This window comes from Alphaproteobacteria bacterium, assembly GCA_041396705.1.
Classification (GTDB): domain Bacteria; phylum Pseudomonadota; class Alphaproteobacteria; order CALKHQ01; family CALKHQ01; genus CALKHQ01.
In genome coordinates this window covers 400,999-416,111 of the sequence record JAWKYB010000002.1, presented here as the reverse complement: position 1 = coordinate 416,111, position 15,113 = coordinate 400,999, and the positions used below count along the sequence as shown (strand labels likewise).

Annotated in this window: 9 protein-coding genes; all 9 read left to right on the top strand. The window is 72.5% G+C overall.

Translation table 11 applies throughout. The annotated features are described in order from the left end of the window. Positions 1-39 precede the first annotated feature (39 nt). Positions 40-906, top strand: a complete 867-nt coding sequence (locus R3F55_01870) for a uracil-DNA glycosylase (protein ID MEZ5666183.1) — start codon at positions 40-42, stop codon at positions 904-906. A gap of 76 nt (positions 907-982) precedes the next feature. Further along, positions 983-2,884, top strand: a complete 1,902-nt coding sequence (locus R3F55_01865) for a lytic transglycosylase domain-containing protein (protein MEZ5666182.1) — start codon at positions 983-985, stop codon at positions 2,882-2,884. Between the two features lie 19 nt (positions 2,885-2,903). Then, on the top strand, positions 2,904-3,461 hold the full coding sequence (moaB, locus tag R3F55_01860; GenBank protein ID MEZ5666181.1) for a molybdenum cofactor biosynthesis protein B: 558 nt from the start codon (positions 2,904-2,906) through the stop codon (positions 3,459-3,461). Between the two features lie 224 nt (positions 3,462-3,685). After that, a complete protein-coding gene (locus R3F55_01855; GenBank protein ID MEZ5666180.1) occupies positions 3,686-4,660 on the top strand; it encodes an ABC transporter substrate-binding protein in 975 nt (324 codons plus the stop codon). Between the two features lie 110 nt (positions 4,661-4,770). Further along, positions 4,771-5,802 (top strand): glycine betaine/L-proline ABC transporter ATP-binding protein, encoded by a 1,032-nt coding sequence (locus R3F55_01850; GenBank protein ID MEZ5666179.1) that lies wholly within the window; start codon positions 4,771-4,773, stop codon positions 5,800-5,802. Further along, positions 5,799-7,799: an ABC transporter permease subunit gene (locus R3F55_01845; protein ID MEZ5666178.1), complete on the top strand. Its 2,001-nt coding sequence runs from the start codon at positions 5,799-5,801 to the stop codon at positions 7,797-7,799. The genes R3F55_01850 and R3F55_01845 overlap by 4 nt, the downstream gene beginning before the upstream one ends. 171 nt (positions 7,800-7,970) lie before the next feature. Beyond that, positions 7,971-9,716, top strand: a complete 1,746-nt coding sequence (locus R3F55_01840; GenBank protein MEZ5666177.1) for an autotransporter assembly complex family protein — start codon at positions 7,971-7,973, stop codon at positions 9,714-9,716. A 51-nt stretch (positions 9,717-9,767) separates the two neighbouring features. Continuing rightward, complete coding sequence (locus R3F55_01835; GenBank protein MEZ5666176.1) at positions 9,768-14,138, top strand: translocation/assembly module TamB domain-containing protein; 4,371 nt, start codon at positions 9,768-9,770, stop codon at positions 14,136-14,138. A gap of 128 nt (positions 14,139-14,266) precedes the next feature. Continuing rightward, positions 14,267-15,112, top strand: coding sequence for a 2,3,4,5-tetrahydropyridine-2,6-dicarboxylate N-succinyltransferase (gene dapD / locus R3F55_01830; GenBank protein MEZ5666175.1), 846 nt, complete (start codon positions 14,267-14,269; stop codon positions 15,110-15,112). Position 15,113: the final 1 nt, after the last annotated feature.

The window sequence follows — 15,113 nt, the reverse complement described above, 5'->3', positions numbered from 1 at the left end:
GGGCGACCGGCGAAAAAAACATCGCCACCGGCGAGGGAGATGGGCGTGCCGGAGCGCAGCCCGGCGGAGGCCGGGGTCCGACAGCTGCTGGACTGGTACCGCGCGATCGGCGTCGACGAGGCGGTGGGCGCGACTCCGGTGCGCGACTTCGAGCCGCCGCAGCGCATGCGGCCGGCGGCACCGGCGGCCGGGCCGGCAACCGGTTCGGCGGGCGAAGCGGCAGCAACCGCGCCGCGGCCGGCGACGGTGTCGCCGGTGTCGCGGTCGCAGCCTCCGGCGCGCCAGCCGGGGCTGATCGAGGCCAGCGACGAGGCCAGGCGCAGCGCCGCCGCGGCCCAGACGCTGGACGCGCTGCGCGCCGCGGTCGAGGCCTATGACGGCTGTCCGCTGAAGGCGACCGCCATGCACACCGTGTTCGCCGACGGCAATCCGCAGGCGGCGGTAATGATCGTCGGCGAAGCGCCGGGGGCCGACGAGGACCGCCAGGGCCTGCCCTTCGTCGGGCCCAGCGGCCAGCTGATGGATCGCATGTTCGCCTGCATCAGGCTGGACCGTTCGTCGCTCTACATCACCAACATCCTGCCGTGGCGGCCGCCGGGCAACCGCCAGCCGACGGCGGCGGAGATCGGCGCCTGCCTGCCGTTCTGCCGCCGCCATATCGAGCTGGTGCGGCCGCGCCTGCTGGTCCTGGCCGGCGGCACCGCCGCGAAGACGCTGCTGGACGTCAGCGACGGCATCATGAAGCTGCGCGGCAGCTGGCGGCGCTACCAGTCGCCGGGCCTGGACCGGCCGATCGACGCCATCGCGATCTTCCACCCGGCCTATCTGCTGCGCACGACCAACCAGAAGCGGCTGGCATGGCGCGACCTGCTGGCGATCAAGGACAAGCTGGCGGAGGGCGGCTGAGCGGCCTCCGATTGCCGTTGCAGCCGTAATGCAATATAGCGGCGTTCGGGCAGATCGAAGTTCAGGGGTAGGGATGATGAGGCGAACGGCACGCGCACTGGCTTCGCTCGGCCTGGTGGCCGCGGTCACGGCAGCCCACGCGCAGGACGGCGACATCGAGATCTTCGCCGACGTCACCGGCGCGGGAATCGGCGCCGGTATGGACTCGGTCCAGCTCGCCGCCGTGCCCGGCTACGGCGCCCTGCCGCTGATCGCGCGGACCGATCCGACCGAGACCCTGCCCGGCCTCGGCGGGCCCGAGCGCAGCGCGGAGCGCCCGCTCGGCCTTTCCGACGAACAGCTCTATCGCCAGATCTTCGCCGCCCAGGAGGCGGGCGACCTCGCCATCGCCGACGGCCTGATCCGCCAGCTCGGCGACACCCTGCTGATCGGCCACGTGCTGCATCAGCGCTACATGCACCCCACCGCCTATCGCTCGTCCTACGGCGAGCTGGCCGAGTGGCTGCGGCTGTATCACGACCATCCCGGCGCCGAGGAGATCTACGACCTCGCCGTGCGCCGCCAGGGCGCCGGCGATCCGCCGCCGACGCCGCCGTCGGTCACCGATGCCCTGTCGGCCTACGGCAACGGCGCCGCCGGGCGGGCTTCCGCGCCGGTCGACGTGGTGCGCGATTCGGATGGCGAGCGGGCCGCCCGTTCGTTGCTGAGCTCGATCCGCCGCAGCCTGCGCGACGAGGACCGCGCCGGGGCGCTGGCGACGCTTGCCGGCGGCAATGGCCTGCTGTCGTCGGCCGAGGCCGGCGAGGCGCGCGGTCTGATCGCCTTCAACGCCTTCCTCAACTCGGCCGATGCCGAGGCGCTGGAGCAGGCGGCGCTGGCCGTCGCCCAGGCCGGGAACGCCGCGCCGAGCGCGCTGTGGGCCGGCGGGCTCGCGGCCTGGCGCACCGGCGACTACGCGCTGGCGCGCGAGCGCTTCGCCGCGCTGGCGGCCTCGCCCTATGCCTCGCGCTGGACCCGCACCGCCGGCGCCTACTGGGCCGCACGCGCCGCCATCCGCGCCCATGCGCCGAACGGCGTCAGCGCGCTGTTGCGCCAGGCAGCCCAGGAACCCGACACCTTCTACGGCATGCTGGCGCAGCATGCCCTCGGGCTGCACGACCCGCGCAGCTGGACCGAGGCGCAGGGCTCCGACGACGTGCTCGGCACGGTGCTCGCCCAGCCGGCGGCCCGCCGCGGCCTCGCGCTGCTGCAGATCGGCCAGCCGGGCCTGGCCGAGGCCGAGTTCCGCAGCCTGGCCACCGGGCTCAACGGCCAGCAGATGCGTGCGCTGCTGGCCTTTGCCGCCGATTCCGACATGCCGTCGCTGGCGATGCGGCTGGCCGTCGCCTATGCCGAGCGCGGCGGCGAGCAGGTCTGGGCCGCGCGCTACCCGGTGCCGCGCTGGCTGCCGGCCAACGGGCTGCAGCTCGACCACGCCGTCGTGCTGGCGATCATGCGTCAGGAATCGGCGTTCAACTCGGTCGCGGTCAGTTCGGCCGGCGCTCGCGGCCTGATGCAGCTGATGCCGCGCACCGCCCGCTCGATGGCCCAGCGGCTGGGCATCGGCAGCGGCGATACCGCCGAGCTCGCCGACCCCGCCTACAACATGGCGCTGGGCCAGCAGTTCATCCAGGAACTGCGCAGCTACAGCTGGATCGGCGACGACATGTTCCGCATCCTCGCCGCCTATAACGGCGGGCCCGGCAACTTGCAGCGCTGGCTGGAGAGCGGTAATTTCGGCAACGACCCGCTGCTGTTCATCGAAACCATCCGTGCCGGCGAAACCCGGGAGTATGTGGAACGGGTGATGGCCAATCTGTGGGCCTATCGCCTGCGCTTCGGACAGCCGACGCCGGAACTCGACGACATCGTCGGCGGCGACTGGCCGCACTACCGCAACCTGAACGCCCAGGTCAGCATCGCTTCCCTGCCGCACTGAGGCGCGCCATATCGGGTCCATGAGCAAGGCGTTCTGGAAGATCGACGAGAGCCGGCCGTTCCTGCCGGTCGGCATCGCGGTGATGACCGTGTCGGACAGCCGCACGCCGGAGACCGACAAGTCCGGCGACACGCTGTGCGAGCGGTTGCAGGCGGCGGGCCACCGGCTGGCCGCCCGCACCATCGTCGCCGACGAGCAGGCGGCGATCGAAGCGCAGCTGCGCGCCTGGATCGCCGACGAGGCGATCGAGGTGGTGCTGACCACCGGCGGCACCGGCGTCACCGGCCGCGACGTGACGCCGGAGGCGGTCGAAGCGGTGGTCGAGAAGCACATCCCCGGCTTCGGCGAGCTGTTCCGGATGCTGAGCTACCAGACCATCGGCACCTCGACCGTGCAGAGCCGCGCCACCGCCGGCGTCGCCAACGGCACCTACATCTTCGCCCTGCCCGGCTCGCCCGGCGCATGCCGCGACGCCTGGGACGGCATCCTGGTCTACCAGCTCGATATCCGGCACCGGCCCTGCAACTTCGCCGAGCTGCTGCCCCGGCTGCGCGAGACCGAGCCGACATCAGCCTGATTGCCGGACCGCCGCCGGCCGCAGCGGCGCGCGCCGCAATGCGAACCGATGGCATGGTCCGGTCCATGAACCGGGCTCCGCAACGCATCGGGCCGAAAGGATTCCGTTGCCGCGCCAATGCGCCACAGGTCACTGTTCGGTTACCAAGGCCGCGAAGGCCATCGCGGGGCAATCCGCATCGCAGGGCAGTCAACGCCCGCAATCATCGCGAGGAGGAGGGATACATGACAGGACCGAAGCCGTTCAGCCGCATTCTGGTCGCCGCGCTCGCGGCCGGCACCATGCTCGCCGGAGCCGCCGCCGCCGAGGTGCCGGAATCCGACGAGCCGATCAAGGTGATCGTCAACAACTGGACCAGCCAGCTTGTGCTGGCCAACGTCGCCGGCACGCTGCTTTCCGGCATGGGCTACGAGGTCGAGTACGTGCCGTCGGACACCCAGCTGCAGGTCACGGCCATGGGCAACGGCGACATGCACCTGCAGGTCGAGGTGTGGGAAGGCACCATGCGCACGCCGTTCGAGACCGAGGTCTCCGCCGGCCGCATGGCCGACGCCGGATCGCACAGCGCGGTCACCCGCGAGGAATGGTGGTATCCCGCGTACATGGAAGCGGCCTGCCCCGGCCTGCCCGACTGGGAGGCGCTGAACGGCTGTGCAGCGCTGTTCTCCACGCCCGAGACCGGCGACAAGGGCCGCTATCTCGCCGGGCCGGTCGACTGGGAGAAGCCGGACCGCCAGCGCATCGAGGCACTGGGCATGAACTTCGAGGTGGTCAACGCCGGCCAGGCGTCGACGCTGTGGGCCGAGTTGGACGCCGCCTACCAGCGCGAGGAGCCGATCGTGCTGTTCAACTGGACGCCGAACTGGGTCGAGGCCCGCTTCGACGGCAAGTTCGTCGAGTTCCCGACCTGGGGCGAGGGCTGCGAGACCGACCCGTCCTGGGGCACGAACCCGGATGCCACCTACGACTGCGGCAACAATGCCAACGGTTGGCTGAAGAAGGGCGTGTGGGCCGGCTTCGCCGAGGAGTGGCCCTGCGCGTTCGAGCTGGTCGGCAACATCGACTTCACCAACGCCATGATCGCCGACGCTGCCGCCATGGTCGACGTCGACGGCATGACGGTCGAGGAGGCCGCCGCGGCGTGGATCGACGCGAACAAGGCCACCGTCGACAGCTGGATGCCGGCCTGCGGGTCCTAGCCGGTCGGCGCTACGGCGCAATACTCGCACCATCGCGAGAGGATGCCCGACGCCGCGCCCTCGTGCGCGGCGTCGGCACGACTCGACCGGACCAAGCGAAAGGGGGTCCCGTGACCGGTGACGCCAAGGTGACCTGCCGCGGCTTGTGGAAGGTGTTCGGCCCGCATGCCGATCGCCTGTTCGCTGGCGGGCGGGTACCGGACGAGGCCGCGCTCGCCGACGGCGGCCACATCGCCGCGGTCCGCGACGTCAGCTTCGACGTCGCCACCGGCGAGATCCTGATGGTGATGGGGCTCAGCGGATCGGGCAAGTCGACCCTGGTCCGCTGCCTGACCCGGCTGATCGAGCCGACGGCGGGCGCGGTGCTGTTCGACGGCGTCGACCTGCTGTCGATGGGCGAGCGGGCGCTGATCGACCTGCGGCGCCACAAGATGGGCATGGTGTTCCAGCACTTCGGCCTGCTGCCGCACCGCACGGTGCTGGAGAACGTCGCCTTCCCACTGGAGATCCAGGGCGTGCCGGCCCACCAGCGCCTCGACCGAGCCCGTGAGATGGTGGCCCTGGTCGGGCTGGGCGGGCGCGAGGACTACTACCCGCGCGAACTGTCGGGCGGTCAGCAGCAGCGGGTCGGCATCGCCCGCTCGCTGGCGGTCGAGCCCGAGATCTGGTTCCTCGACGAGCCGTTTTCCGCCCTCGATCCGCTGATCCGGCGCGAGATGCAGGACGAGTTCCTGCGCCTGCAGCAGATGCTGCACAAGACCATCGTGTTCATCACCCACGACTTCGACGAGGCGGTCCGCCTCGGCGATCGCATCGCCATCATGCGCGACGGCCGCGTGGTCCAGCTCGGCCGGCCGAGCGCGCTGGTGCTGAACCCGGCCGACGACTACGTCGCCCAGTTCACCCGCGCCGCGCCGTTGGAGAAGCTGCTGACCGCCGGCGACGTGATGGACGCGACGGCAGTGCCGGCGCACGGCATGGCCGCGGTGGCGTTCGACGCCAAGGTCGAGACCTTCGCCCGCCAGGCGCTGAGCGACGACGCCGACCTGACCGTGCTCGACGCGGCGGGCGTGCCGGTCGGCACGATCACGCGCGGCCGGCTGGCAGAGACCCTGTTCGGCGCACACCAGCCGGTCCGGTGAACGGCGGCGCGCTCCCCGACCTCGCAGGTCGCTTCGGCTGGCTGCTCGCGCCCGTCGGGGTCACGCTGCTGGCGCTCGCGCTGCCCGCCGCCTGGACTGCGCAGGTGGCCGACTGGACGCTGCCGCTGGCGCGCTGGATCCGCGGCCTGTTCGAATGGCTCGGCCGCGAGCTGGTCTTCTGGACCTGGACCGACGCGGAGGGCAAAGAGCAGGCCTTTGCCTTTCGCGACATCACCCGCGGCATCGCCTGGCTGATCGAGCAGCCGCTGAACCTGTCGCGCAGCCTGTTCGAGCGCGGCTTCCGCGATTTCCTCGGCATCAAGGACCTCGACATCGCCCGCCTGCCCTGGCCGTTCCTGACCGTCATGGCCGGCGTGTTCGGCCACTATGTCGGCGGCTGGCGCATGGCGGCGCTGGGCGCCGGCGGCTTCCTCTACTTCGTGCTGTTCGGCGTCTGGGACGACGCGATGAAGACCTTCGTGCTGGTCATCGTCACCGTGCCGGTCGCCGCGCTGGCCGGCCTCGCACTCGGTATCGCGGCCGCCCGCCATCCGCGGTTCGAGCGGGTGCTGACGCCGTTCCTCGACATCATGCAGAGCACGCCGCACTTCGCCTATCTGGTGCCGGTGGTCGTGCTGTTCGGCTTCGGCCTGGTGCCGGCGCTGATCGCGACCGCCATCTTCGCGGCGCCGCCGATGGTGCGCTGCGCGATCCTGGGCATCCGCACCGTGCCGGCCCCGGTCGCCGAGGCCGGCACCATGGCCGGCACCACCGCGCGCCAGCAGCTGTGGAAGGTGCTGCTGCCGGCGGCGCGGCCGACGCTGATGGTCGGCGTCAACCAGGTGATCATGCAGACCCTGGCGATGGTTGTGATCGCCTCGCTGATCGGTGCGGCCGGCCTCGGCAACGCGCTGCTGCATGCGCTGGAGATGCTGCGCATCGGCGTCGCGCTCGAACTCGGCCTCGCCATCGTGGTGATGGCCATCGTGCTCGACCGGCTGAGCCAGGCCTATGCGCAGCTCAAGCCGCAGCACCGCGAGCCCGGACTCGGCTGGCTGCGCCGGCATCCGCATCTGGCGCTGGCGCTGGCGCTCGGTACCGTCGCCATCCTGCTCGGCGCCGTCGCCGAGCCCCTGCACAGCTGGCCGGACGACTGGTCGGTGACCACCGCCCCGGTGTGGGATGCATTGGTCGACTGGATCGCCACCCATCTCTACGAACCGCTGCAGGCGTTCCGCGACTTCATGCTGGTCAGCGTGCTGATCCCGCTGCGCGACGCGCTGCTGTGGCTGCCGATGCCCGGCGTCGTCGCCCTGGTCGCGGCGATCGGCTGGCGGGTCGGCGGCTGGCGGCTGGGGCTGCTGTGCGCCGCCCTGATGCTGTTCCCGGCACTGAACGGGCTGTGGCGGCCGGCGATGGTCACCGTCTACATGATCGGCTCGGCGGTGGTGCTGTGCATCCTCATCGGCTTCCCGATCGGGCTGGCCGCATCGCGCAACGACCGGGTCTCCCGTGCGGTCACCATCGTCTGCGACACCCTGCAGACCTTCCCGTCGTTCATCTATCTGATTCCCGTGGTGATGCTGTTCAAGGTGTCGGACCTGTCGGCGATCCTGGCGGTGATCGTCTATGCGACCGTGCCGATGATCCGTTACACCAACCTGGGCCTGCGCGGTGTTTCCCGTGAAACGGTCGAGGCGGCGACGGCGATGGGCTGCACCCGCTCCCAGAAACTGTGGCAGGTGGAGATGCCGCTGGCGCTGCCGACCATCCTGCTCGGCCTCAACCAGACCATCATGATGGGGCTGTTCATGGTGGCGATCACCGCGCTGATCGGCACCCAGGATCTGGGCCAGGAGATCAACCGCGCACGCACCGACGCCGACCCCGGGCTGGCGCTGGTCGCCGGCCTGTCGATCGCCTTCTTCGGCATTGCCGCCGCCCGGATCATCGGCCGGGCGGCGGCGCGGCGGAAGCGGGACCTGGGGTTGGCATAGCGCGCCATTCACCTAAGTTCTGGTCCATTCGGCCCCGGAGGCCGACAATGGCGCTGGACCGGGCTGGCGCAGCCGCCCGGCGAACAGGTAGGAAATGGCCGTGTGCGACTGGCGCTGTCATTGACCTTGGCGTTGTGCTGGGCCGCGCTCGCCGGGCCGGCATGCGCCGAGGTGCCTTACCGAGTCGTGCTGGTCCGGCCGGACGGCGCGCCGGAAGGGCTGCTCGACAGCGACCCGTTGCTCGAGGTCTTGCGGCAGGCGTCGGAGCTGGTCGCGCTGCAGGACCGGGTGCCGCAGACCGACTCCGCGCTGCAGAGCCGGATCGACACCGACCGCGAACGCATGGCGCGGGTGCTGCGCGCCGAGGGCTACTACGACGGCACCGTCGATATCGCCGCGGCGCCGCCGGCGGGCGAGGACGGCACGCGCCAGGTGACGGTGACCGTGAACGCGGGCCAGCGCTATGGCTTGAGGAGCTTTGCGATCGACAACGCCTACCCGCCGGGAACCGCGTTCCCCATAGCGGTCGCGCTCGACGACATCGGCATCGCCATCGGCGACCCGGCCACGGGCGAGGCCATCGTCGGCGGGCAGGACCGACTGGTCGGCGTGCTGGCCGACCGCGGCCGGCCGCTGGCGCAAGTGGTCGACCGCATGGTAGTCGCCGACCATGCCGCGCACGCGGTCGACGTCACGCTGACCGTCGATGCGGGCCCCGAGGCGACCTTCGGCCCGGTCGCCATCGAAGGCCTGGACGCGGTCGAGGCCGCGCTGATCCGCCAGCGGATCGGCTGGCGAGAGGGCGAGCCGTACGACCAGGCCGCGGTCGACGAGACCCGCACCACGCTGGCCCAGCTCGACGTGTTCGGCGCGGTCAGCATCGAGCCGGCGACGGACTGGGTCGACGCCGACGGCCGGCTGCCGATGCTGGTCCGCGTGACCGAGCGCGCACACCGTACGATCGGCGGCGGCCTGAGCTATGCCACCTCGGAAGGCGCGGGCGGCCAGGTCTACTGGCAACACCGCAACCTGTTCGGCCAGGCCGAGCGGCTGGAGTTGCGGCTGGCCGGCACCCAGCGGCTGGTCGAGCTGGCGGCGGAGTATCGCGACAACGCGCTGCTCGCCGACCCGCGCTACACCGTCACCGCCGGCATCACGCTCGACCGCGAGCGGCGCGAGGGCTACAGCCGCCGCTCGCTGGAGGCGGCGACCGGCATCGCCTATGCCCTGGACGACGAGATCACGCTCAGCGGCGGGGTGCGGCTGGCGGCGCGCGAGGTCGACGAGGAGGAGCGCGGCCGCGACCGCTTCACCCTGGTCGGGCTGCCGCTGGCGCTGGACTACGACCTGCGCGACGACGCCTTCAATCCGACCGAAGGCGGCCTGACCCGGCTGACCGTCGAGCCGCTGTACATCGCGCCGGACCCCAGCCTGTTCGCGCTGCGGGCCAGCCTGCGCCAGACCGGCTACTGGGCGCCGCTGGGCGACGACGGCGTGGTGCTGGCCGGCTGGGCCGAGGTCGGCTCGATCGTCGGCGTGGCGCGCGACACCATGCCGGCCGACGAGCGCTTCTATGTCGGCGGCGGCGGTTCGGTGCGCGGCTACGCCTATCAGTTCGCCGGCGACATCGACGACGACGGCGACCCGCTCGGCGGGCAGTCGATGGCGGCGGTCGGCGCGGAGGCGCGGTTCCGTTTCCTGGAGGACTTCGGCGCCGTGCTGTTCATCGAGGGCGGACGCTCGTTCGCGGATTCGGTGCCCACTTTCGACCGGCCGTTGCTGTGGGGCGCCGGCGCCGGCGCCCGCTATTTCACCGATTTCGGCCCGCTGCGCCTCGACGTGGCCGTGCCGCTGAACCGCCGTGCGGGCGTGGACGATGGCTTCCAGCTCTACATCAGCTTCGGCCAGGCGTTCTGACGCCGCGGCCGGGGCCGGCACGCCGCCGCCCCGGTCGCGCCGCCGGCGTCGTTGGCCGCTGCGCCTCGGCCTCGGCCTGCTCGCCCTGGTTTTGCTGCTGCCGCCCTCGCCTTCGGCCTGCTGCAGACCGGCTGGGGCCAGCGCGCCGGCATCGGCTTCGCCAACGACGCGCTGGCCGCCAGCGGGCTTCGGCTCGAGATCGACCGCATCGACGGCCTGGTGCCGTTCGACATGACCATCCCGCACTTTCGGCTGGACGATGCCGAGGGCACGGCGATCGCCGCCGACGACCTGCATGTCGCCATCGCGGCGAGCGACCTGCTTGCCGGCACCGTCGCGCTGCGGGACGTCTCGGCCGCGCGCATCGCGATCGTCCGTCCGCCGGTGACACCGCCGGCCCCGGACACCCCGGCGGCGGCGCTGGCCTGGCCCAGCCTTCCCGCCGACATCGCCGTCGACCGGATTGCCGTCGCGCGGCTGGAACTCGGCGCCGCACTGGCTGGCGAGCCCTTGATGCTGTCCGTCGACGGCAGCTTCGCGCTGGCGGCCAACGCCGGCACCGCCACCCTGGAGGTCCATCGCCTCGACGGCCCACCCGCCGACGTGACGCTGACCGCGCGGGTCGACGCCGCGGGCAAGGCACTGACGCTCGACCTGGTGGCGGAAGAGCCCGAAGGCAGCCTGGTGCCTCGCCTGGCCGGCTGGGACTACGATGGCCCCTGGCGGTTGACGGTTGCCGGCGACGGCCCGCTCGACGACTGGCAGGGCCGGCTGCTGCTCACCGCCGGCACCGAGACGCTGGCCGACCTGGCCGTGGCCGGACGGCTCGACCCGGATGCCCCGCGGCTTGCCGCCACCGGCCGGCTGGCACTCCCTGCCGCAGCAATGCCGCCGGAACTGGGCCCCCTGCCGCTGGCGATCGACCTCACCGGCGGGCTGGCCGACGACCGGATCGCCCTGGCCGGCTCTGTGACCGGGCGCGAGGCCGAGCTCACGCTCGATCTGACGGCGACGCTCGCCGCCCCGATCGCACTCGACGGCCAGGTCGCGCTGGCCAGCCGCGACCTCGGGGCGACGCTCGCCGGGCTCGACCTGCCGCTGGCAGGCGCGGCAACCGTTTCCGTCGATGTGGCCGGGCCGCTCGACGACCTCGCCGCCACCGTCGGCGTCGAGGCCTCTGCGCTCGACGCCTTCGGCTGGCAGGCGCGCCGGCTGACCGCGAGCGTCGACGCCGCCGGCTCGCCGCTCGACGGCACTGGCAGCGCCCGGCTCTCGCTGCAGGCCGATGGCCCGGCCGCGACCGACCTCGATCTCGCCGCCTACCGGGTCGACGCCCTTGCGCTCGATGCGACGGTGCGCGCCAACGGCAATGCGCTGGCCGTCGAGGACATCGCCCTGACGGCCGGGCCGACCCGTCTGGCCGGCTCCGTCGACCTCGGCCTGGCCGACGGCACCATCGGCTTCGCGCTGGACGTCGAAGCGCCGGCGGCGGTCGCGCTCGCACAGGCCGGCTTCGCCGAGGCCGCCGGCAGCCTCGCCGCACATCTCGCCGGCGCGTTCGATACGACGGCCGGGATCGGCTGGCTGGAGACCGTCGCGTCGGGCGAAGGCTTCGCGTTCGGCAGCGCGCTGCTCGACGGCCTCGCCGGCCCGACGCCGACGGTCGAGGCGGCGGCACAGATCGATGTCGCCCGCGGGCTGCAGGGGCTCGACGCGGCCATCGGGCTGGCCGTCGCCGATGTCGTGCTGTCGGGCGACCTGCCGTTCGGCGAGGACGCAGGCGCCGCCCCGCTCGGCTTCACCGTCGCGATCCGCGACCTGGCAACGCTCGCCGGGCCGCTCGCCATGGCGTCCGAAGACCTCGGCGGCGCGCTGACACTGTCCGGCAGCCTCGGCGACGCGCTTTCGGCCGCACCGCGCGCCACGGTCGACATCGCCGGCGAGGCGGTGCGGATTGCCGGCCAGGCAGTGGGCACGATCGCCACCACGTTGGCGGTCGCGCCCGACGACGACGGCCGCCTGCTGCTGGTGCTGGACGGTTCCAGCGACGGCGTCTACGGCCCGGTCGCGACCAGGGCTGACGGGACGCTCGATCTGGCCGCGGGCACGCTCGCCCTCTCCGGCCTCGACGTGGCGGCACTCGGCGCCAGGGTCCGCGGCGATGTCGCCGTCGACCTCGCCAGCGGCACCCTCGCCGGCCGGCTCGACGTGGCCGTCGCCGCGCTGGGCGGCATGGCCGGGCTGACCGGGGTGCCGCTGGCCGGCAGCGCCGATGCCCGCGTGACCTTGACCGCGGCAGACGGCCGGCAGGACGCGACCGTCGGCCTGCGCGGCAGCGGGCTCACGCTGGCGGACGGCGCGACCGTCGGCGGGCTGGACGCGACGATCGCGCTGACCGACCTGCTCGGCACGCCATCGCTGCGCGGCACGGTCGAGGCCAGCGGAATCGTAGCCGACGCCGTCAGCCTCGACACGCTGCGGCTGACGGCCGCCGGCACGCTCGAGGCGCTGGACCTGACGGTCGCCGCCGCCGGCACCACCGCCGCAGCAGGCGACCCGCAGCCGCTGTCGCTCGAAACCGACCTCCGGCTCACCCTCACCGGCGGCGACACCGCGCTCCGCATCGCCACGCTGGAGGCGGCGGTCGCCGACGAGCGGATCGCGCTCAACCGGCCCGCCGACGTGCGCCTGACGGGCGGCGGCGTCGCGGTCCGAGGCCTGGATGCGGCGGTGTTCGGCGGCCGGATCGCCGGCGACGTGGCCCTCGCTCCCGGCGCCGTCGACGCCGACATCGAGGCGACCGGCATCGCCCTCGACCGCGCCGCGGCCCTCGGCGGCGACTCCGGCGTTGCCGCGCAGCTCGAGACCCTGTCCGTGCGGCTCTCCGGCAGCGCGGCCGCGCCGGACGGCACCGTTGCGCTCACGGTCGGCGGCGTGGCGCTGGACGGCGGCGGCGCCGTCGCCGAGGCCCTGGCCGACGCCCGCCTGCTGGTCGCGGTTGCGCTGCGCGGCGGCATGGCCGACGTCGACGCCAGCCTGACCAACGTCGCTGCCGAGGCGGTCACCTTCCGGCTGAACAACGCGATGCGGCTGTCGCTGGCGCCCTTCGCCGCCGACTTCAGCCACGGGCAGCCGCTCGACGGCAGCGTGACCGCCCATGCCGCGCTCAACGAGATCGCGCCGCTGCTGGCGCCGTCCGGCGACATCCTGCTCACCGGCGACGCCGATATCGATCTCGGCATCGGCGGCGTCGGCGGCGCGCCGGTGCTGACCGGCAGCGGCACGATCGCCAACGCGACGGCGGAAGTGGCCGAGATCGGGCTGGTGCTCACCCGGCTCAACGCCGAAGTCGCCGGCGACGGCGACCGGCTGACGCTGCGCAGCCTGTCCGCCGTCGACCCGGCCGGCGGCAGCATGACAGCCACCGGCTGGGCCGACTTCGGCGCCGGCGAGGCGGCGATGCAATTCGACCTCGCGCTCAACCAGCTCAAGGTGATGGGCACCGACTACGCCGATGTCTCGGTCAGCGGCCCGCTGTCGCTGGCCGGTCCGATCCTCGCGCCTGCGGTCAGCGGCGACATCGTCGTTCGCCCGGCGGAGATCCGCTTCGCCGGCCTGCGCGGCGCCAGCTACGTCGAGGTCGACGCCATCGACGTCAACGGCACCTCGCAGGTGGCGCCGGAACCGCTCGACCTGACGCCGCCGATCGCTCTGCCGCTCGACGTCTCGGTGCGCGTGCCGAACGCGCTCTACATCCGCGGCTACGGCCTGGAGTCCGAGTGGCGCGGCAATCTCGACGTCACCGGCACCAGCGCCGCGCCGCGCATCGTCGGCACGCTGAACGTCATCCGCGGCACCATGGACCTGGCCGGCCAGGCGGTCGAGATCAGCCGCGGCATCGTCACCTTCACCGGCGCATCGCCGCCCAACCCGCTGGTCGACATCGAGGCCATCGCCGACACCGGCGACCTCGCCGTCGTCGTCACGGTCAGAGGCCCGGCGTCGACCGCCGACTTCGAGCTCAGCTCGGTGCCGGCGCTGCCGCGGGAGGAGATCCTCAGCCGGCTGCTGTTCGGCGTCGGCCGCAGCAGCCTGTCCGGCACCCAGGCGCTGCAGGCCGGCCGCGCGCTGGCGCTGCTGTCCGGCGGCGAGGGCGACCTCGGCATCGTCAACACGCTGCGCAACATCACCGGGATCACCGGCCTGACCATCGAGGGCGACACCGACGCCGAAGGCAACCCGGTCGGCGCGGTCGGCGGTTATCTCAGCGAAGACGTCTATCTGGAGGTATCGCGCGGCTCCGCCGTCGGCAGCGGCGCGGCCGAGATCAGCGTCGAGGTGCTGGACGGAATCGATGTGACCAGCGGGTTGACCGAGACCGGCGACAGCCGCGTCGGCATCAACTTCGAATGGGACTACTGAGCGCCGCCGAACCGGCCGGACGGCACGATCCCGGCGTTTGACAGGGCACGGCCGGCCGCGCCATGTTCCGGCACGCTCTTGGATCGCGGCCCCCAGCTCCATCCGAACGCACAGGACGAGGCAACAGCATGCAACAAGCCGAGCTGCAACCGATCATCGACGCCGCCTGGGAGGATCGCGGATCGATCGGCACGACCACCAGCGGGCCGGTGCGGGACGCGGTTGCGCGTGCGCTCGACCTGCTCGACGACGGCACGCTGCGGGTGGCCGAGCCGACCGCCGACGGCTGGCAGGTCAACCAGTGGCTGAAGAAGGCGGTGCTGCTGTCGTTCCGCCTGAACGACATGACGCCGATCGCCGGCGGGCCAGGCGCCGACACCCATTGGTGGGACAAGGTGCCGTCCAAATTCGCCGGCTGGGGCGAGAACCGCTTCCGCGAGGCCGGCTTCCGCGCCGTGCCCAACTGCGTGGTGCGCCATTCCGCCTATATCGCGCCGGGCGTGATCCTGATGCCGAGCTTCGTCAACATCGGCGCCCGTGTCGGCAAGGGCACCATGGTCGACACCTGGGCCACGGTCGGCAGTTGCGCGCAGATCGGCGCCAACTGTCACATCTCCGGCGGCGCCGGCATCGGCGGCGTGCTGGAGCCGCTGCAGGCGGGGCCGGTGATCATCGAGGACGACTGCTTCATCGGCGCCCGCTCGGAGGTCGTCGAGGGCGTGATCGTCGAGCGCGGCTCGGTGCTGTCGATGGGCGTGTTCATCGGCGCCTCGACCAAGATCATCGAACGCGACACCGGCATCGTCCACCGCGGCCGCATCCCGGCCTACTCGGTGGTGGTGCCGGGCACCCTGCCCGGCAAGCCGCTGCCCGACGGCCAGCCCGGCCCGGGCCTGTACTGCGCCGTCATCGTCAAGCGGGTCGACGAGCAGACGCGGTCGAAGACCTCGATCAACGACCTGTTGCGCGACTGAC

Bases quoted from the DNA above. Each gene is read 5' to 3' on its own strand.
- R3F55_01855 (MEZ5666180.1), top strand. From the start codon at position 3,686: ATGACAGGACCGAAGCCGTTCAGCCGCATTCTGGTCGCCGCGCTCGCG.
- dapD (MEZ5666175.1), top strand. From the start codon at position 14,267: ATGCAACAAGCCGAGCTGCAACCGATCATCGACGCCGCCTGGGAGGAT.
- R3F55_01865 (MEZ5666182.1), top strand. From the start codon at position 983: ATGAGGCGAACGGCACGCGCACTGGCTTCGCTCGGCCTGGTGGCCGCG.
- moaB (MEZ5666181.1), top strand. From the start codon at position 2,904: ATGAGCAAGGCGTTCTGGAAGATCGACGAGAGCCGGCCGTTCCTGCCG.
- R3F55_01870 (MEZ5666183.1), top strand. From the start codon at position 40: ATGGGCGTGCCGGAGCGCAGCCCGGCGGAGGCCGGGGTCCGACAGCTG.